Raw genomic sequence first — 19900 nt, forward strand, 5'->3', positions numbered from 1 at the left:
TTAAGAGAAAGGGGAGCTTCATTATGGCAACTGCTAATGAACGATCTTTTTTTCTGAAGGATGACGGACAGGTCCCAAATAACCCAGAGCTGCCAGTAATAGTTTATGAGGGTGTTTTTAACGAAAATCCCAACGGAATAGAGGAGACCTTTAACCGGCATAATTGGACCGGCAGCTGGTCAGACGGTATCTTCGGCTACCACCATTACCATAGCAACGTGCATGAAGTGCTCGGAGTTAAATCCGGATATGCGACTGTCCTTCTTGGCGGTGATGCGGGTGAACGTGTCGATGTAAAGGCGGGCGATGTAATCCTCCTTCCAGCTGGAACCGGCCATAAGCTGGTTGAAGGAAGCGAGGACTTTGAGGTAGTCGGGGCCTATCCAGAAGGGACGAGCCCAAATATGAAGGAGAGGGACCCGGCGGGACGCGCGCAAGCGCTTCAGGAAATCCGGAATGTGCCGGTTCCTGAAACAGATCCGGTCTACGGGGATACGGGCCCGCTCCACCGTAAATGGGTAAAATAAAGTATCAGACAAAAAACACGATGGGAGTTCCCATCGTGTTTTTTCACATTATAACCCTTCTATTTTAACCTGCATGGCCGGGAGGAAGTCTTCCCCTGTATCCTGGTAGGTTACCTGTACTTTGTCGCCTTCCTTCAGGTAAATCGCAAGCGGCTCGCGTTCAGAAGAAATAATGTAGCTCAGCTTATTGTCGAGCAAGAAGGATATGGCCGTAAAATCGCCGGACTTTTCCTTGTATACGCGAAGAACCGTTCCGCTTACTTGTTTCTCCTCAGCTTCAGACCTGCCATCAAGCCCTCCCCCTCCGCGCTGAAGGGCCAGCTTATATTGCCGGAGGGCATCATTCGGAGTCGTGCCATATACCGATGTTTCAGGGTTGGCCGCGGATACGATAAAGTAGTTTTGCAAAAAGCCGTTTGAATCAAGGACTGGCGTCAGCCAGCTTGCTTCGCCATAAAAATTGTAAAGGACTGGCATTTTGCCTTTCCACTTCTTTTCAATGAATTTCTTCTCGATGATTTGTAGGGCGCCTTCGGAATCCATATACGATTCTTCAAGGTTGCCGGTGTAATAGGTTGCTTTACCGGTCCTTGAGTCCGTCAGTGAGTATCCTAGCATCGAATCGACGCCTTCCTTCGGGCTGGTGAAATCGGTAAAATAATGCATCGAGCCATTTTCATCGAATATTGGCGTTACATTCGCCTCGGTTCCTTCATCCGACGGGAGCTTTACGTCCTTTTTCCCAAACACGCTGTTCCAAAAGCCATGGACATAGTTGCCGAAATAGCTGTTCTGCACGCTTACGACCTCTGGAGAAACCGCTCCGTCTATGAAATCGGGAATGTCATCCAGTGTGTAATCCTCCGTTTTCCCGCTCCGGGGGTCGACCAGTACAATCCCTTTCACATCAAAGCCATTCCTGGCCGAGATGAAGTTGCCGTACGAACGGATATAGAATGGCTTTCCGTTTTCATCTACTTCGAGCTGGACATCGCCATAAAAAATCGATTTCGGGTACATCATCCGGAGATGGCGCTCAATGTTTTTTCCAAAATAAGAGGACGGTGTATAGACCATCTCCGATTTAATGAACTTTGGGTTTGCGGATGAATCGGTTGCACTAAGCGTAAAGTAGCCAGGGGTCGTTTTCCCGTTCCACCATTTGAAGATTCCGGAAAATTCTACTGGCGCGATATACACATATTCCCCGTTCACCTTTTGAATCTGCAGGCTGCCAAGCTCGTAATAACTAGTGTTCGGAACCTGGCCGAATGCCTTTCTCATTTTATTCCGCGCGAATTGGGGCGGAACGCTTGCAGGCGTTTTCGTTTCATCAAATGTTTTGATTTCCGTTTGCTGATCCATTTTTGCTGTATCATACTTTTCGTTGGCGTTAAAGAGGAACGCCGTCAACAAATAGAGGCAAAAGACAAGGCTCCCTAAAAACAGCAATGCCTTTACGAACTGTTCCTTTCCAGTGGAAAAAAGGGCTCCGACAGCGGAAGAAACAAGAATGAAGAACCATAGCGATGAGAGGTTCCTGTCGATGTTAAATAAATAATAGAAAGTAAAAACAAGCAAAGTGAGGAAAACAGCAAGTCCAATATGCGTGGACAGCCCTACTTTCTTTCTTCCCTTTTTCCCGGCAGGGAGCCCATAAAATGGCGCGATAAGGACCGCCATAAGCAACCCGGCAATCAATGAAAACAAATAGATGTTTCCCATAAACGATCTCCTTCCCGGCCGCTAAAAAAGCGGCTGCTATTAAGAAATACGGCGACCAGGGCGAAAAGATTCACCGTTCCAACAAAAAACAGGCCTTCCTGACTGGAAAGCCTGTATAAAAAATGGATTGCCTATTCTCCCAAATCGACATTATGATACACTTGGCGGACATCTTCGAGATCTTCAAGCGCATCAATCATTTTTTCGAATTTGGCCAGCGCATCGGCAGGAAGGGTTATATCATTTTGTGCGAGCATTGTCAGCTCGGCAACGGTAAACTCCGTAATGCCGGCAGTTTTAAACGCTTCCTGAACTGCATGGAATTGATCCGGCTCCGCATAAACGATTACCGAATCATCTTCTTCAATAATGTCCCGCACATCTAGATCGGCTTCCATCAACAGTTCGAGAACATCGTCCGCTGTTTTTCCTTCGACTCCGAAAACCGCTGTCGCATCGAACATATAGGCAACAGATCCGCTGACTCCCATATTCCCGCCATTCTTCCCAAAAGCCGCGCGGACTTCCGAAGCGGTCCGGTTTACATTGTTTGTCAGGGCATCGACAATAACCATTGACCCATTTGGCCCAAAACCTTCATAGCGCAGTTCGCTGTAGTTTTCTTCAGAACCGCCCTTTGCCTTCTCGATCGCCCGGTCAACGATGGCCCTCGGTACATTGTATGTTTTTGCGCGCTCAAGGACGACCTTGAGTGCCTGGTTCGATTCAGGATCCGGCTCGCCCTGTCTGGCGGCGACATAAATCTCGCGGCCAAACTTTGCGTAAATACGGCTTGTATTTGCATCCTTGGATGCTTTTTTCTCCTTGATGTTATTCCATTTGCGGCCCATTCTGAACACACTCTCTTTCCTATAAATCTCCATGGGATAATTAATGCAATTACCAAAATAAATACCCTTTATCCTGTATCTTCAATCGGAGTTTAGAAGCCGAAAAAAATCACCACGAATTATTATACAACAATTTCAGGAAGAAATTAAATTGCAAAATTATTGAACATATGCCAATAGGACGGGACGGCTGTGCGGCACGAACCCGAAGCACCCCAATACGATGGAGATGGACTGAATTTTACAGTTTCTATATTGAACAGAAAAAGCCGCGTTGGTGTGCCGGCTTTTCATACGTTCTATTTAGTTGTTTACGAGAACAGTTTTGCCTGCATCGACACAGCCGTTAACCGCAGTTATCCTGTTTCGGCCGTCCTGCTTCGATTCCAGCAGCAGGTGATCGGCATAAATATATCCTTTTTCAAGGGGGACCTGGTCTGAAATTTTGTAGAAATATAGGCCGAAAGAAGATGTATAGGAGATGGAAACGATTTCAGAAGCGAACTCGACTTCAACGGTGCTGTTTTCCACTCCTCGTAAAATCCTTTCGACTAAATCGACACATTGGGAGTAACTCCTGTTCCTAAGAAACAGTGTAAATTCTTCGCCGCCACTCCGGAAAAGACTGTCATTGGCGTTTAGGTAGTTTTTCAGAGTCTTGGTGAAATGCCGGATGACCTGGTCGCCGATGGAATGGTTGTAGTTGTCGTTGATGCTTTTGAATTTGTCGATATCCGCAACAACGACTCCGATATATTCCTCGGTCTGGCTAAGTTCCGCAATTTTTAGGTCCATATAGGCCCTATTGTTGATGCCTGTGAGAAAATCCGTATAGGCCATCTGTTCAAACTTATCCCTCTCGTATTTATCTTGTATACTCTGGGATTTTGAATAAAATGATAAGCTGACAAGGTAATTCAATAAGAAAAGGGCAACGAGCGTCCCCCATTCAGCGTCATGGATAAAAAGCAGCAGCAGTCCATTCGTCAACGCCGTTTTACCCATATCAGTAAGGCTCCTGCTTTTATAAAAGTCGAGAGCATCCCTAACCGAGTTCACATCACCGAGAATTCGGAAAATGCATATCAAAAAGGTATCTATCAGGAATGATGAAACAACTACGAGCAAAAATAACAAAATCCAGAACCCTAATGGCAGAGGTTCAAAAAACGGCAGGAGCAGATTGTATAAATAGTAGGCTGCTGAATAAGCCAGCGAAAACGATCCAATATTATAAAATGTATCCCAAAATTCTTCGGGGTCTGCTGTTTTGGTCCTTTTCCTATTAAAGAAAATCGTAAACCGGTAAATCGTTTCAAAGATGAACAGCCCAAGCGGCCCGGCAAAAATACCGAATGACAGGCTGTAGCTAATCCCATAGTCTACATTCGTGCTTCCGGTTTTTTTTACGACCCGCAAGTGATGGTAAAGGGTCGAAAAAACCCAAAACAAAAAAAGTGCTTTTAAAAATAGGTTTGTATGTACTTCCAGGCTCCGCGAATGCACGGCAATAGCCAGTGCGGAAAAAAACAAAATGAAATCGAATATCCTTGCTCTCCACATTGCAGTTGCTGCCCCTTCCCAATCCTATAACTTTAATAATACTTGAATTTTGACATAATTTGCATACTATTTTTAGAGAAATCAGAAATAATTTCATGATATGTAAATAACTGCAACGCTGCCGCGGGGCATTTTAATGAATGGGACAATATCTATGGTAAACTATCTATTACATTAGGTGATTTTTACAAAAACGATTAAGGTTCTACAGAGAGCGGGATATAGAATGACTCCATTTACAGAAAGAACAATCGGGATTATCCGTGATATCCCAAAAGGAAAAGTGATGACCTATGGACAGATTGCTAGGCTTGCCGGTAGCCCCAGAGCCGCTCGCCAGGTGGTCCGGGTTCTTCATTCAATGAGTGAAAAGTACAGCCTTCCATGGCATCGTGTGGTAAATAGCCGCGGCGAAATTTCCATACAGGATGAAGAGACGCGTTGTCAGCAGATTCTGCTGCTTAAGCTTGAAGGGATTACGTTTGAGGGTAACAAAATCAATCTCAAATCTTTCGGCTATCAGCCCGAATGGTGGGGGGCATTTGGGGAGTATTGATTGTTCGATTTGTTAATTTTTTCATACAAAAAGATTGCGGGTGGGATCTCAGACGTGATACGATAAGTGAGCAAGGTGTGCAAACGCTTTCTCAAAATCGAAAAGGGAGGGTCGTACGGCTAAATCATCTGTATTTCGCATGACAGTGCTTTTTTTTAATGTTTTAGTGCAAACGATTTCACATAAGGGTGCACAGTCACCCACCGCCGGATTGCGTGGCGGAGATTTTTTTATAGCAGGCGCAAACGCTTACATTTGCCTGTCTAACACTTACTTAACGGGGGTTCGTCATGAAACAGAAAAAGATTTTTTCAAGCCTGTTCGCAGTTATCCTGTTGTTTAGCCTTGTATTGGCCGGCTGTTCATCTTCATCGGGCGGTTCCAAGGATACAACATCGAAAAACAAAGATGTCACACTTGATATTTTCCAATTTAAAGTAGAGTTTAAGGATCAGTTTGAAGCGGTTGCAAAACAATATGAACAAGAAAACAAAGGAATTAAAATCAACATTACGACAGTTGGCGGCGGTGAAGATTACGGTGCCGCTCTAAGGTCCAAGATTGCATCCGGGAAGGAGCCTGCCATTTACAATGTGGGCGGCCCTCAGGACGTTGAAGACTGGAAATCCAAACTTGCTGATTTGTCAGATACAAAAGCTGCAGAAGCGGCACTTGAAGGAACACTTGATGGCGTGACAGTCGATGGTAAAGTAATGGGTCTCCCATTCAACCAGGAAGGCTATGGCCTCATCTACAATAAAGCCGTTTTCGAAAAGGCCGGCATCAATCCTGAAGATATCAAGAGCTTTGCCGCCCTTGAAGAAGCTGTAAAAACACTCGACAGCAAGAAGAAAGAACTTGGACTTCAGGCAGTATTCGCTCTTCCTGCAAAGGAAACTTGGGTTACAGGCCTTCATTTATCCAACGCCTTCCTGGCGGGCGAGTTTGACGGCAACGTATTAAAAGCTTTTGCAGCAAAGAACGTTGATTTCACATATGGCGACAGCTTTAAAAAGGTTCTTGACCTTCAAAATGAGTATTCAGTCCAGCCGGTTGTCAGCCTCGACTATTCCAAGCAGGTTGAAGAATTGTTCTCGCTGCAAAAGGTTGCGATGATCCAGCAAGGTAACTGGGTATACGGTTCAATCGCCGGTATCGACCAGGAATTCGCCGATAACGGCATCGGCCTCCTGCCAATTCCGGTTGAAGGCTACAAGGAAGACTCCATTCCTGTCGGCATCCCAATGTACTGGGGCGTAAACAGCAACAAAGATGAAGCAACGATTAAAGAAGCGAAAAAGTTCCTTGATTGGCTTTACACGTCCGACGCAGGAAAAGAAGTAGTATTGAACGACTTTAAATTCATTCCGGCTTATGGCGGCTATGATTCTTCAAAAATATCAGATCCACTTGCCAAGGATATCTACAAGTATGCCGAGGAAGGCAAGACGATCGGCTGGACCTTCATGGGCTACCCAACAGGATGGGGACAGGATACTCTGGGTATTGAAATTCAGAAATATGTAACCGGCAAGGCTAAGTGGGATGATGTTGTGAATGTTTCAAAAGAAGCATGGGAAAAAGCAAGGAACAAGTAAAGAATAAGTAAGTTCGGCTATCGGGCAAATTAATATTTCCCGCACATGGCCAGGAGACAAAGGGTCTGATTCAATAAGGCGAACACCTTATGGGTCAGTCCCTTTGTTGCTAGTTGCCGCTATTTTCCAAAATTTATGAACTTGAAAACTAAGCGGCATGCCTATTGGGCACCGTTTTTAGATAAAGCGAGGCTTCCATTGCGGTTTCTGGCAAGATTGTACCGTGAACGAAGCGAATGATGTGGAGGGTTATACATGCTGCGAACGAAGGATTTATCATACTGGCTTTTTCTTGCTCCGGTCCTATTGGCGTTGTCGATGGTCGTTATTTTGCCGCTCTGCCTTGGTATCTATTATTCTTTTACAAATTGGAACGGCATCGAAACAGGCGGTTTCATCGGATTTGAAAACTATATCAATGTATTCAGCGATAAAAAGTTCATGGACGCCATGTGGTTTACAGTCAAATTTTCGGTCGTTTCGATTATTTTGATCAACCTGATTGGCCTATCGCTGGCCCTTATTGTTACATCAAGGATTAAGTCCAGCAATTTTCTCAGGACGATCTTTTTTATGCCGAATTTAATTGGCGGGCTAATTCTTGGGTTCATTTGGCAGTTTATTTTCATGAAGGTGTTTGACGGGATTGGCAGCCTGATGGGAGTGGAAAGCCTGCAGGGCTGGCTCTCAACCACAGAAACTGGTTTTTGGGGGCTTGTCATTCTAATGAGCTGGCAGATGTCCGGCTATATCATGGTCATTTACATCGCCTATTTGGAAGGCGTTCCGCACGAACTGCTTGAAGCAGCCGAGATTGATGGCGCGAGCCCCTTCCAGCGCCTCCGCTATATCGTTCTCCCGCTTGTCGCGCCAGCCTTTACGGTAAGCATGTTCCTTACTTTGTCCAACACGTTTAAGCTGTATGACCAAAACCTTTCCCTCACGGCGGGGGGACCGTACAATTCGACCCAGATGGTCGCAATGGAAATTTTTAAAACGGCATTTGTTGAATTGAATATGTCTTATGCGCAAGCCAAGGCGGTTATCTTTTTCATCATCGTGGCGGCTATCTCGCTGACACAAGTTTACATTAACAAGAAAAGGGAGGTTGAGCTCTAGTGAAGCGTACAGCCAAATTGCCAATTGAAATCATCGGAATCTTGCTTGGGCTTCTCTGGCTATCACCCTTTTACTTAATGATTGTCAATTCTTTTAAAACGAAGCGGGAAATCTTTTCCGATACATTGAAGCTGCCGGAATTATTCAGTTTTGAAAACTATAGCATTGCCTTTACGCAGCTCGACTTCATGAAGACATTTATGAACTCGCTCATTATTACGGTTGCGAGCGTAGCGGTCATTATCGTGTTTTCCTCCATGGCGGCTTACGCCCTTTCCCGGAACAAAAGCAAAACCAGCACAATCATTTTCTTTATATTTGTTGCGGCCATGCTGATTCCGTTCCAATCCGTGATGATACCGCTCGTTACTATTTTTGGGAAAATCGATATGCTGAATAGGAGCGGGCTTGTCTTTATGTACCTTGGTTTCGGAGCAAGCCTGTCGATATTCCTTTATCATGGAACACTGACTTCCATACCGAAAACGCTCGATGAAGCTGCCACAATTGATGGCGCTAATAAATTCCAGATTTTCTGGTACATCATTTTCCCAATGTTAAAGCCGATTACTGTAACTGTCGGGATTCTTAATACAATTTGGATTTGGAATGACTACCTCCTTCCATCGCTTGTTATCAACCAGGAAGGCATGGAAACGATCCCTCTGAAAATGTTCTTCTTTTTTGGAGAATACACGAAGCAGTGGCATTTGGCCCTCGCCGGCCTGACGATTGGCATCATTCCGGTCATTGTTGCGTATTTCTTCGCGCAAAGGCAAATCATAAAAGGGATTTCGGAAGGTGCCGTCAAGTAAAGGCAACATAGGCAAGTATCTCTTGCCTATATATCGACAGAAAAAAGCAGATGCAGTTGTATGCCGGGAGGAAGCAGGATGGTTACGATAAAAGAAGTTGCAAAAGAAGCGAATGTGGCGCCTTCCACCGTGTCAAGGGTCATTGCCGACAGTCCCCGGATTAGTGAGAAAACGAAGCGGCGTGTTAAGGAAGTTATGGAGCGGCTTGGCTATTACCCGAACCTTCAGGCAAGGAGCCTAGCAGCAAAAAGCACAAGGACCATCGGGGTGATTATGCCGGCCTCAGCGGAGAAAGCCTTTCAAAACCCTTTCTTCCCGGAGGTATTGAGAGGCATCAGCAAGCATGCCCATGCGGCGAAATACGGGCTTTATCTTTCAACGGGGTCCACCCTGGCCGAGATACATGAAGAGGTTGTGTCAATGGTGATGGGCCGGCGGGTGGACGGGATTATTCTGCTGTATTCCAGGATTAAGGACAGGACGATGGAATACCTTAGGGAAAGCGGGTTCCCGTTTACAGTAGTGGGAAGGCCGTATAAAAATAAGAATTCTATTACGTATGTCGACAACGATAATGTTGGGATAACGAAGCAGATTACCGAGTATTTAATAAGCCTGGGCCATAAAAAAATCGCGTTTGTTGGAGGGAGCCCCGACTTTGTAGTGACAATCGACCGGCTTAAGGGATACCGCGAAGCGCTTGCCGAATCCGGAATACCGTATGGAGAGCAATATACGATTACGAATGATGAGGTAGCGGGAAACGGGAAGAATGCGGTGAAGGCCCTTTTAGAGGTTGAAAACCGCCCGACCGCGGTGGTCACCCTCGATGACCTTCTCGCGCACGAAATGATTGGCTGCCTCGAATCATACGATATCCGGGTGCCGGCCGACATTTCCATTGCGGGCTTCAATAACCTTTCCTTATCGGAACATTCGAATCCGCCCCTGACTTCAATAGATATTGGAACTTTTCAGCTAGGCTATCAAGCTACGCAATATTTGATAGAAAAGGTTGAAAACCCGGAGGTTGAGCCGAAGGGCGTTATTATTCCGGCCAAACTGATTGAACGGAAATCGTGCGCGCCGATTCTCTGAGGAATATGCCTTTTAAACAGAGCCCGCCATATTATGCGGGCTTTTTATATGGATAAATATTACTAAATATGAAATGAAATCCTTGAAAGCCGGCAGAACAATTATTATAGTTAGGATGGCATGAAAATGGCTTAATACATAAAAAGATAGCATTTATGAGGAGGGGAAAAGATGGGATTGGAAATTCGGAATCTTACAAAATGCTACGGCGATAATGTCGCCGTAAACAATATTTCGGTTCAGCTGCCAAAAGGCCAAGTGCTGGGACTACTTGGCAGGAATGGCGCGGGTAAGACAACTACGATTAAAATGATGCTTGGCCTGGTTCGCCCAGACAGCGGCGAAATTCTTTGGGAAGGGCGGCCGTTTCTTAGGGAAGAGCTATCGATTGGCTATCTTCCTGAAGAAAGAGGACTGTATCCCAAAACAAAGATTGCCGAGCAGCTGCGATACTTCGGGCAGCTTGAAGGGATGGGCCGGAAGCTTGCCAATGAGCGTATTGATTATTGGCTCGAAAAGTTTGAAATTACCGAGTATAAAAACAAACTGGCAAGTGAGCTGTCAAAAGGCAACCAGCAAAAGATCCAGATCATTGCCACCTTGCTGCATGATCCCGACATTATCATTCTCGACGAGCCGTTCAGCGGACTCGACCCGGTGAATGCAACCAGTCTTGGCAATGTCATAGAAGAGCTTGTTGAACAGAAAAAAACGATTATCCTTTCAAGCCATCGCATGGAATCAATCGAGATGTTTTGCGAGAATGTCTGCATGATGAAAAAAGGGGATATCGTTGTGTCCGGAAAGCTTCAAACAGTCAAAGATGAATATGGCTACAAGAACTTACGGATTACGTCAGCAGGCCAGCTTGAACAAGTATTCAGGAAATTGAATACGCCATTCGAAAAAAATGGCCTGGTTTATAATGCGAAGGTACATAACGAAAAAGAAGGGATGGATATACTGAAAGCCGCCGAGGCTGACGGTGTCCCCCTTCAGAACTTTTCCCTGCTTGAACCGACGCTCCATCAAATTTTTGTCGAGAGGGTGGGCTAAATGGAAAAGTTCCTCGCAGTATTGCGGTTTCATTTAAAGGAAGGTTTGTCCGGCAAGGGTTTTATCATCACAGCTGTTGTATTATTCGCAGCCATTTTTGGCTATTTCGGTTTTACGCATTACTTTGGCAAGGATGAAAAAATGACTGTCTATGTCAGCAACCAGTCGACCGGCTATTCCTTTGACACCAGCAGGGCGAAAGCTGATTTTGCCGATGTAAAAGAAATCGGGCAGGATAAGGTTGAAGGGTTGAAGAAGAAAGTAAAGGATGGCAATGCCGATGCCCTTATCATCCTGAAGGGAAGCGGCCAAACCCCGGAAATTGAATATTATTTCCGCCGGATGGCGGACTTCCAGGTGCTCGGGCTGATCAATTCCATCATCCAGCCTCAGTATCTGCATACTGTCATTTCAGAGAATAAATTAGAACCCGCTGTAGCTGGAGCACTGCTGACACCTGTAAAAGTAACTGAAGTGGCCCTTAAGAAAACAGAGTCGCTCGGGCTTGTTTACTTCTTCCTTTTCCTTATGTACATGTTTATTATCATGTTTGGAAACACGGTTTCGTTAAGCATTGCCGGAGAAAAAACATCAAGGGTCATGGAAATCATGATTACAAAGGTTAAGCCTGCCATGATGATGTATGCGAAAATCATCGCCGCGATGGTTTCTGGGCTGATTCAAATCGGCATGGTTGCCCTTGCTTATGGAATGGCCAAGCTGCTTGGGTGGACATCGGGTGAACTTGAAATTTTCGGAATGCCGCTCGACCTCTCAGCGCTTAACCTGAAAATATTTTTATTCTTGAGCTTGTTTTTTGTCCTGGGCTATTTCGTGTACGCCCTGTTGTTCGCTTCGATAACATCGGTGATCAGCAGGATGGAGGACATCGGCTCAATCATTTTTCCGGTATCCATTTTGCTGATGGGTGCCTTTATGCTTGGAATCAAAACGATGATGGACCCAAACGCGGGTATAGTCCTGGCGAGTTCCTATATACCGTTCTTTTCCCCAATGGTCGTTTTCTCACGGATTGTCCTTGGTGAAGCAGGGGTGTTGGAGGTTTGCGTTTCAATCGCAATATTGATTGCGACAATAGGGGTATTAAGCTATATCGCAAACCGGATTTATACAAAAGGGGTCATGAGATACAACGGGAAGACAACTCTTGTAGATATTGTTAAAATGGCAAAAAGCCGGGAAATATAAATTAAGCGAGGCAGGGGATTCGTCCCCTGCCTCCTTTCATTAGTTGGCCTTTTCTTCAAAAAGCCTGGCGATTCCAATGATGACATGCACCGCCTTCAGCATATTGTCTACGGAAATGAATTCATACTTTCCATGGAAATTCTCTCCGCCGGTAAAGATATTCGGGGTTGGAAGGCCCATATAGGAAAGCTGGGAACCGTCCGTACCGCCGCGAATTGGCTTGATGTTTGGTGTAATACCGATGTTTGTCATCGCTTCGTGGGCGATATCGACAATTTCCATTACCGGTTCGATTTTTTCACGCATATTGTAGTACTGGTCATTCAGGTCAAGCTGGATAGCGCCCTCGCCATAGGTTTTCCTTAGCTCCTCAGCGATTTCAGCCATCCTCTGCTTCCTTGCCTCGAAACTGCCGCGGTCAAAATCCCTGATAATGTAGTAAACCTTTGTTTCTTCAACATCCCCGTTAAAGGAAATCAAATGGTAAAAACCTTCGTAGCCTTCCGTCAATTCTGGAGCTTCGGCCTCAGGCAGCCGATGGTGGAACTCCATTGCGATTTTAGCGGAATTGACCATCTTGCCCTTCGCGGTGCCGGGGTGGATATTCGATCCCTTGAAGGTAAGCTTTGCTGAAGCCGCATTGAAGCTTTCGTATTCAAGCTCCCCGATTGGGCCGCCGTCAACTGTATAGGCGTATTTTGCCTGAAATGCGTCAACGTCGAATTTATGCGGTCCTCGGCCGATTTCTTCGTCCGGCGTAAAAGCGACCCTGATTTTTCCGTGCTTAATGTCTGGATTTTTTATCAGGTATGCCATCGCGGTCATGATTTCCGCGATCCCCGCTTTATTGTCGGCACCCAGGAGGGTCGTTCCGTCCGTTGTAATCAGCGTGTGCTCGAAGTATTCGGCAAGCTGAGGGAAGTCACTAGTTTTCATGACTACATTCAGGCCTTCGTTCAGGACAATGTCTTTGCCATCGTAATTCTCAATGATTTGCGGGTTTACGCCCTTGCCCGTGAAATCGGTGGCGGTATCCAGGTGTGCCAGGAAGCCGATTACCGGGACGTCCTTGTCTGTATTGGCAGGCAGGGTCGCCATGACATATCCGTTTTCATCCATTGTTACTTCTTCCATTCCGATCTTTTTCAATTCGTCAACAAGCATCCTGGCAAGCTCAAGCTGGCCGGAAGTGGACGGACAAGTTGTGCTCGATTCATCGGATTGGGTGTTTACCCGGGCATAAGAAGTGAAACGTTCAATAATTTCTGATTTCAAAATTGTTCTACCCCCACATATGTAATCGAAAATATTTCCATGACAATGCCATTATAATACAAACCACGGAATTAACAGAAATCTCAGGAATAAAGAAATATCCATTTGTCGAAAAAAGAGGATAAACAAAACAAAAAAGCTATGGCAATAAACCTTTAAATCACTAGACGGGATGAAATGAATCATGTACAATGTTTTCAGAATATTGTTTTTATTATGAATCAAATGTATTTTCAGTTTTCTATGGTGGTAAAGGTTAAAAAAGAGAAGGGGGAACTAAAAATGAAGAAACGCAAGTTGGCAGGAATTTTTCTATCATTTTCTTTGATTGCCGGCATTATGGCAGGCTGTGGCACAAAGGAAAGCAGCGGGTCAAGCAGCTCGGGTGGCAAAGACAGCGATACGATCAAGATTGGGGTAAACGTTGAGCTTTCGGGAGGAGTAGCTTCCTATGGCCAATCGATTTCCGAAGGGCTTGCGCTGGCTGTGGACGAAATCAATAAAGAAGGCATTAACGGCAAAAAAATTAAGCTAGTTAAGTTCGATAATAAGTCTGACGCCTCGGAAGCTACTGCCGGAGCGGTTAAACTGATCAGCCAGGACAAGGTCGCCGCGATAATCGGCTCGGCAACAAGCGGAAATACATTGGCCCAAGTCCAATTAGCAGAGAAATATAAAGTCCCGATCATTACTCCTACCGGAACGAATCCGGATGTAACGAGCAAAGGCGGGAAGCTGAACGCCTATGCATTCAGGACATGCTTCATCGACCCGTTCCAGGGAACAGTGGCGGCTAATTTCGCATCTGATGAGCTGCAAGCCAAGAAAGCTGTTGTCTACATTGATACAGCGAGCGACTATTCAAAGGGGCTTGCGGCGGCATTTAAAGAAGCCTTTAAAGCAAAAGGCGGGGAATTGCTTGAAGATGCAGCCTACATCGCCAAGGATACTGACTTTAGGGCGACTTTGACTCGAATTAAATCCCAAAATCCAGATTTCGTTTTCCTTCCTGGCTACTATGAAGAGGTTGGCCTGATCATTAAGCAGGCTCGTGAAATCGGCCTTGATGTACCAATTATGGGAGGAGATGGCTGGGATTCACCAAAGCTGGTTGAGCTAGCTGGGGCAAATGCCCTGGGTAACACGTTCATCACAAACCATTATTCGTCAGCTGATCCAGATCCGAAAATCCAGGAGTTTGTTGAAGCTTTCAAGAATGCGAACAAAGGTAAATCACCTGATGCCTTCGCAGCCCTGGGCTATGACACCGGCTATTATCTGGCTGATGCAATTAAGCGCGCCGGCAGCGCCGATCCGGAAAAAATCCGAACAGCTCTTGAGGAAACAAAGGACCTTCAGCTTGTCTCTGGTACTCTTACCCTTGATGAAAACCACAACCCTGTAAAATCAGCAGCAATCCTGAAGTACGAGAATGGCCAGCAAGCTTTCGAAACGAAGGTTAATCCATAAAGAAAGACCTGATAGGGGGCATCGTCCCCCTATTTTGGGTTTTTAATATTTTTACAATAAACACTTCCGGAAGATGATTAAAGGAGGAAAACCCGATAAGATACACCAAATAACAGTACCTTTCAAGGGGAGTAATAATTATGGAATTTGTACAGCAATTGATAAACGGAATTTCACTTGGAAGCATTTATGCTCTGATCGCCCTTGGCTATACGATGGTTTATGGAATCGTAAAACTGATTAACTTTGCCCATGGCGATGTTTTTATGGTCGGTGCATTCGTCGGTTTTTATTCGATTACGGTTCTTGAGCTTTCTTTTTTTCCCGCACTTATTCTTACTATGGCCGTCTGTTCCCTTTTCGGTGTCTTGATTGAGAGGATTGCCTATAAGCCGCTTCGGAACGCGACGCGGATAGCGGCGTTGATTACCGCGATTGGCGTATCACTTCTTATTGAATACAGCGTCATTTATGTCCGGGGAGCCCAGACCGAAGCGTATCCTGATAATGTCCTTCCTAAAGAAACCATTAATCTTTTTGGAGTGAATGTCAGCAGCCAATCTCTTTTTATACTTGGAATATCGGTCGCCTTGATGGTCATCCTTCAGTTCATTGTCCATAAGACGAAAATCGGCAAGGCGATGAGGGCGGTGTCCCATGATGCCGATGCTGCGAGGCTTATGGGCATAAATGTGAACAATACAATTTCGGCAACGTTTGCGATTGGCTCGGCTCTTGCCGGCGCCGCGGGCGTCATTTTCGGAATTTATTATACGAAAATCGAACCGCTGATGGGCATCATTCCAGGCCTTAAGGCCTTCGTTGCCGCGGTCCTTGGAGGAATCGGCATTATCCCGGGAGCCATGGTAGGAGGGCTCTTGCTTGGGATTATAGAGGCACTGGTCAGCGCGCTTGGCTACTCGCTCTGGCGTGACGGGGTTGCATTCATTGTCCTCATCCTGATTCTTATTTTCCTCCCATCCGGTCTATTCGGGAAAAATATGAGAGAGAAAGTATAGGAGGGAGCAAGATGAAATACGTTAAGAGAGGAAAAGGCTTCTGGCTCTCAATTGTACTGGCTTTGGTCGTCTTTTCTGTCATCCAGGCGATGATTTCCGGAGGAATATTGAATATATTCCATGTTAATACCCTGATTACGATTGGCATCAACATTATGCTTGCGGCAAGCCTGCATTTGATTATCGGTATTACCGGCCAATTCTCAATCGGGCATGCCGGTTTCCTCGCGGTAGGGGCTTACTCATCGGCGGTCATGACCATGATGTTCGAAATGCCATTCGCCGTCGCGATTATCATTGGAGGGCTTGCTGCCGCGATTGCGGGGCTGCTCATCGGTATCCCGAGCCTTCGCCTAAAAGGGGACTATTTGGCGATTGCCACGCTTGGGTTTGGTGAAATTGTCAGGATCGCTCTCTTAAACTTCGATTATGTTGGCGGGGCGAGCGGGATGCAGGTTATGCCATTAAGTACATGGGCATGGACATTCGCCTGTGTGCTTATCACGCTCGTTGTCATCGTCAATTTTACAAATTCCACCCATGGCAGGGCTTGCATTTCAATCCGGGAAGATGAAACCGCGGCGGATGCGATGGGCATAAACACAACGTACTACAAGGTTGTGGCATTCGCGGTCGGGGCGTTCTTCGCTGGAGTGGCGGGGTCAATTTTTGCCCATAACTTCTACATCATTCAGCCGTCCAATTTCGGCTTCCTTAAATCGTTCGATATCTTGATCATTGTTGTGCTTGGCGGGCTGGGCAGCCTATCGGGAGCGGTTATCGCCGCCATCCTGCTGACGCTTGTTTCGACGTTCCTGCAGGCGTACCCGGAAACAAGGATGATTTTATACAGCATCATCCTCATTATAACCATGCTTTACCGTCCGCAGGGGCTATTGGGTACAAGGGAAATCACTTCATTCTTTAAAAAATCGAAAAAGGCGGGAGGCGACCATGATGGCACAGGGCAATCCGTTGCTTAAAGTTGAAAAGGCCGGAATCCGCTTCGGCGGCCTGAAAGCTGTTTGGGACGTCAACCTGGAATTGTTCCAGGGTGAACTGGTCGGTTTGATTGGGCCGAATGGCGCCGGAAAGACCACCTTTTTCAACTTGCTGACAGGCGTTTACGTTCCGACTGAAGGGGAGATAAAGCTTGATGGCGAGAACCTGAAGAAGCTGCCTCCGTATAAAATTACAAGAAAGGGCGTCAGCCGGACGTTCCAGAATATCCGTCTTTTCGGCGAACTTTCCGTTATCGACAATGTCAAAGTCGCCTATCATTCCTTGGCGAAACATGGGATACCAAGCTCCATATTCCGCCTTCCGAAGCATTTTGAAGGTGAGCGAGAAATGGATGAAAAGGCAATTGAGTTCCTGAAAATCTTCGGGCTGGACCGTGTTAGGGACGAGAAAGCGAAAAATCTGCCGTATGGCCAGCAACGGAGGCTTGAAATTGCCCGTGCACTCGCGGCCAACCCGAAACTATTGCTTCTTGATGAACCGGCGGCAGGCATGAACCCTCAGGAAACGAAGGAGTTAATGAGCCTGATTTCCTTCATTCGGAACCGCTTCCACCTGACTGTTCTGTTGATTGAGCATGACATGGGGCTTGTAATGGGGGTTTGTGAACGTATCTACGTCCTTGACCATGGACAGCTGATTGCGCAAGGAACGCCTGAAGAAATCAGGAATAACCCAAAGGTAATCGAGGCGTATTTGGGCGAGGAGGTATCGTGATGCTGAAAGTGGATGGAATCAATGTGTATTACGGAAATATCCAGGCGTTAAAGGAAGTTTCCCTTGAAATAAATGAAGGTGAAATAGTCACGCTGATTGGTGCGAATGGCGCTGGGAAAAGCACTTTGCTGAAAACAATATCCGGGCTCCTGAAGCCAAAGCGGGGAAAAGTCAACTTTAAGGGGGATGAGATTGCCGGCAAGGCGGCTCAATCAATCGTTAAAATGGGTATTTCCCATGTCCCCGAGGGGCGGCGTGTATTTTCGAATATGACTGTTGAGGAAAACCTTGAGCTTGGGGCGTTTCTCCGCAAGGATAAAGAGGGCATCAAGGAGGATTTCAATAAAGTATACGATCTGTTTCCTCGGCTGTTGGAACGGAAAAAACAGCAGGCGGGAACACTGTCCGGCGGGGAACAGCAGATGCTCGCCATGGGTCGCGCCCTGATGGCAAGGCCAAGGCTCCTTCTCCTTGATGAGCCGTCCATGGGACTTGCACCCCTTCTTGTAAAAACGATTTTCAGGGTTATTACTGAAATTAATGAGACGGGGACAACGATTCTGCTCGTTGAACAAAATGCCCATATGGCATTGTCGATCGCCAACCGCGCTTATGTCATTGAAACCGGCCGGGTAGTCCTATCGGGAACAGCCGCCGAGCTGAATGAAAGTGAACAAGTGAAAATGGCTTACCTTGGCGGGCATTGATAGTGAACTAGCCATGTTTTTAGGGGCCATAAATAGTGAAAAGTAAAAGGGGCATATGTGGTGCCACTTAACTAGCCATTTAAAACCATCCTTCCTATGTCAAGAGGGGTGGTTTTTAGCGTTCTTTGGCGAATTTTGTTTCCTGGGAAATAATTTTAAAAAAAGAGGTGATAAGTGTCTTGACACCTGTTAAAATAAAAAACAGGCAAATTGATTATTATGCCAATGGGTATATTAATTGAAACAGAACTCAGGGGGAAAAAATGAAAAAATCACAAACGATCTCAGAGAAAAAATTATTGGGTATTGCCGGGCTCGGGTGGATGTTTGACGCAATGGATGTCGGGATGCTTTCGTTCATCATCGCAGCGCTCAAGATTGATTGGGGCCTGACGCCAAAAGAGATGGGCTGGATTGGCAGCATCAACTCAATTGGAATGGCGGTGGGGGCGCTCTTATTCGGCCTAATGGCAGACAAGGTTGGCCGTAAAAATGTCTTTATTATAACGCTTTTATTATTTTCCGTCGGAAGCGGTCTGTCGGCCCTGACTACTTCACTTGCCCTATTCCTTGTTCTGCGTTTCATGATTGGGATGGGGCTTGGCGGTGAGCTCCCCGTCGCCTCAACACTTGTTTCGGAAAGCGTCCCGGCGGATAAACGAGGCAGGGTCGTCGTGCTGCTTGAAAGTTTTTGGGCATTTGGCTGGCTCATTGCCGCGGTCATTTCCTATTTCGTCATTCCGAAATTCGGGTGGCAGACAGCGCTTATCCTCGGAGCCATCCCGGCGCTTTATGCGATTTATCTAAGGATTAACCTCCCGGATTCACCACGCTATGTGACCATTCAGGAAAAGAAGAAACCTTCCATCCTTGAAGGGATCAAAACGCTTTGGTCGGGTAAATATCTCCGTCCGACTGTGATGCTCTGGATTCTTTGGTTCTGTGTTGTATTTTCTTACTACGGCATGTTTTTATGGCTTCCGTCCGTTATGATCATGAAGGGCTTCAGCATGATTAAAAGCTTCCAATATGTATTGATCATGACGCTGGCCCAGCTCCCTGGCTATTTTACAGCCGCTTATTTCATTGAAAAAATCGGCAGGAAATTCGTCCTTATTGTGTATTTGGCCGGAACTGCAGCAAGCGCTTATTTCTTTGGCACCACAGACACTCTCTGGGTCCTTCTTATGGCCGGTGCATTCCTGTCATTCTTCAACCTTGGGGCATGGGGTGCGCTTTATGCATATTCACCTGAGCAATATCCAACATCGGTCAGGGGAACAGGCACCGGAATGGCCGCTTCCTTCGGCCGGGTCGGTGGCGTCCTGGGTCCGCTTTTAGTTCCGTATCTTTCCGCGCAAGGATACTCGATTCAGCTTATATTCTCGATATTTTGCCTGTCCATCCTTATCGGCGCAGCCGCTGTGTTCTTTCTTGGACGTGAAACGAAGAATCTGGAGCTTGATTAAGTATTTAGAGATTGCAAAGGTGCCTGGGTTTCCGGGCGCCTTTTTTTCGCTTTAAAGATTGCTGATTTGTACGTTATTGCTAAAACTTGAAAAAAGTTAACAGAAA

19 protein-coding genes are annotated in these 19900 nt (G+C 46.2%); 15 read left to right on the forward strand and 4 right to left on the reverse strand.

Annotated elements, in window-relative coordinates:
• Positions 1-23 precede the first annotated feature (23 nt).
• Complete coding sequence (locus DRW41_RS05885) at positions 24-527, forward strand: cupin domain-containing protein (protein ID WP_115451049.1); 504 nt, start codon at positions 24-26, stop codon at positions 525-527.
• 48 nt (positions 528-575) lie between these two features.
• Here the strand turns inward: DRW41_RS05885 and DRW41_RS05890 are convergent, their stop codons facing one another.
• From DRW41_RS05890 to DRW41_RS05900, 3 genes are all read right to left on the reverse strand, one after another.
• Complete coding sequence (locus DRW41_RS05890; protein WP_115451050.1) at positions 576-2252, reverse strand: hypothetical protein; 1677 nt, start codon at positions 2250-2252, stop codon at positions 576-578.
• A 131-nt stretch (positions 2253-2383) separates the two neighbouring features.
• Entirely contained in the window at positions 2384-3103 is a 720-nt protein-coding gene (locus DRW41_RS05895) for a YebC/PmpR family DNA-binding transcriptional regulator (RefSeq protein WP_115451051.1), read from the reverse strand.
• 303 nt (positions 3104-3406) lie between these two features.
• Positions 3407-4555, reverse strand: a complete 1149-nt coding sequence (locus DRW41_RS05900) for a GGDEF domain-containing protein (RefSeq protein ID WP_245959363.1) — start codon at positions 4553-4555, stop codon at positions 3407-3409.
• A gap of 337 nt (positions 4556-4892) precedes the next feature.
• Between DRW41_RS05900 and DRW41_RS05905 the strand changes: the two genes are divergently transcribed.
• The 8 genes from DRW41_RS05905 (at position 4893) to DRW41_RS05935 (ending at position 12117) form a co-directional block, all read left to right on the forward strand.
• Entirely contained in the window at positions 4893-5222 is a 330-nt protein-coding gene (locus DRW41_RS05905; RefSeq protein WP_115451053.1) for an MGMT family protein, read from the forward strand.
• Positions 5223-5361: 139 nt separating this feature from the next.
• Positions 5362-5565 (forward strand): hypothetical protein, encoded by a 204-nt coding sequence (locus DRW41_RS22890; RefSeq protein WP_181884441.1) that lies wholly within the window; start codon positions 5362-5364, stop codon positions 5563-5565.
• Entirely contained in the window at positions 5513-6820 is a 1308-nt protein-coding gene (locus tag DRW41_RS05910) for an ABC transporter substrate-binding protein (protein ID WP_115451054.1), read from the forward strand. The genes DRW41_RS22890 and DRW41_RS05910 overlap by 53 nt, the downstream gene beginning before the upstream one ends.
• A gap of 258 nt (positions 6821-7078) precedes the next feature.
• Positions 7079-7939 carry a carbohydrate ABC transporter permease gene (locus DRW41_RS05915; RefSeq protein ID WP_115451622.1) on the forward strand — a complete coding sequence of 287 codons (861 nt, stop codon included), beginning with the start codon at positions 7079-7081 and terminating at the stop codon, positions 7937-7939.
• The gene (locus DRW41_RS05920) at positions 7939-8754 is read left to right on the forward strand and encodes a carbohydrate ABC transporter permease (protein ID WP_115451055.1); all 816 of its coding nucleotides are present in this window, start codon (positions 7939-7941) and stop codon (positions 8752-8754) included. The genes DRW41_RS05915 and DRW41_RS05920 overlap by 1 nt, the downstream gene beginning before the upstream one ends.
• Before the next feature lie 78 nt (positions 8755-8832).
• Complete coding sequence (locus DRW41_RS05925) at positions 8833-9852, forward strand: LacI family DNA-binding transcriptional regulator (protein WP_115451056.1); 1020 nt, start codon at positions 8833-8835, stop codon at positions 9850-9852.
• 171 nt (positions 9853-10023) lie between these two features.
• The gene (locus DRW41_RS05930) at positions 10024-10908 is read left to right on the forward strand and encodes an ABC transporter ATP-binding protein (RefSeq protein ID WP_115451057.1); all 885 of its coding nucleotides are present in this window, start codon (positions 10024-10026) and stop codon (positions 10906-10908) included.
• The gene (locus tag DRW41_RS05935) at positions 10909-12117 is read left to right on the forward strand and encodes an ABC transporter permease (protein WP_115451058.1); all 1209 of its coding nucleotides are present in this window, start codon (positions 10909-10911) and stop codon (positions 12115-12117) included.
• Between the two features lie 39 nt (positions 12118-12156).
• On the opposite strand, the gene pepT is transcribed toward DRW41_RS05935, so the two are convergent.
• Positions 12157-13392, reverse strand: coding sequence for a peptidase T (gene pepT, locus DRW41_RS05940; RefSeq protein ID WP_115451059.1), 1236 nt, complete (start codon positions 13390-13392; stop codon positions 12157-12159).
• Positions 13393-13674: 282 nt separating this feature from the next.
• Between pepT and DRW41_RS05945 the strand changes: the two genes are divergently transcribed.
• From DRW41_RS05945 to DRW41_RS05970, 6 genes are all read left to right on the forward strand, one after another.
• Complete coding sequence (locus DRW41_RS05945) at positions 13675-14862, forward strand: ABC transporter substrate-binding protein (protein WP_115451060.1); 1188 nt, start codon at positions 13675-13677, stop codon at positions 14860-14862.
• Between the two features lie 140 nt (positions 14863-15002).
• Positions 15003-15881, forward strand: coding sequence for a branched-chain amino acid ABC transporter permease (locus DRW41_RS05950; protein WP_115451061.1), 879 nt, complete (start codon positions 15003-15005; stop codon positions 15879-15881).
• An 11-nt stretch (positions 15882-15892) separates the two neighbouring features.
• Entirely contained in the window at positions 15893-16864 is a 972-nt protein-coding gene (locus DRW41_RS05955) for a branched-chain amino acid ABC transporter permease (RefSeq protein ID WP_115451062.1), read from the forward strand.
• A complete protein-coding gene (locus tag DRW41_RS05960) occupies positions 16839-17618 on the forward strand; it encodes an ABC transporter ATP-binding protein (protein ID WP_115451063.1) in 780 nt (259 codons plus the stop codon). The genes DRW41_RS05955 and DRW41_RS05960 overlap by 26 nt, the downstream gene beginning before the upstream one ends.
• Complete coding sequence (locus DRW41_RS05965) at positions 17618-18325, forward strand: ABC transporter ATP-binding protein (RefSeq protein ID WP_115451064.1); 708 nt, start codon at positions 17618-17620, stop codon at positions 18323-18325. Before DRW41_RS05960 ends, DRW41_RS05965 begins: the two co-directional genes overlap by 1 nt.
• Before the next feature lie 263 nt (positions 18326-18588).
• Positions 18589-19794: an MFS transporter gene (locus DRW41_RS05970; protein WP_115451065.1), complete on the forward strand. Its 1206-nt coding sequence runs from the start codon at positions 18589-18591 to the stop codon at positions 19792-19794.
• Positions 19795-19900 lie beyond the last annotated feature (106 nt).

Origin of the sequence: Neobacillus piezotolerans (genome assembly GCF_003362805.1) — a bacterium.
GTDB classification, from domain to species: domain Bacteria; phylum Bacillota; class Bacilli; order Bacillales; family Cytobacillaceae; genus Bacillus_D; species Bacillus_D piezotolerans.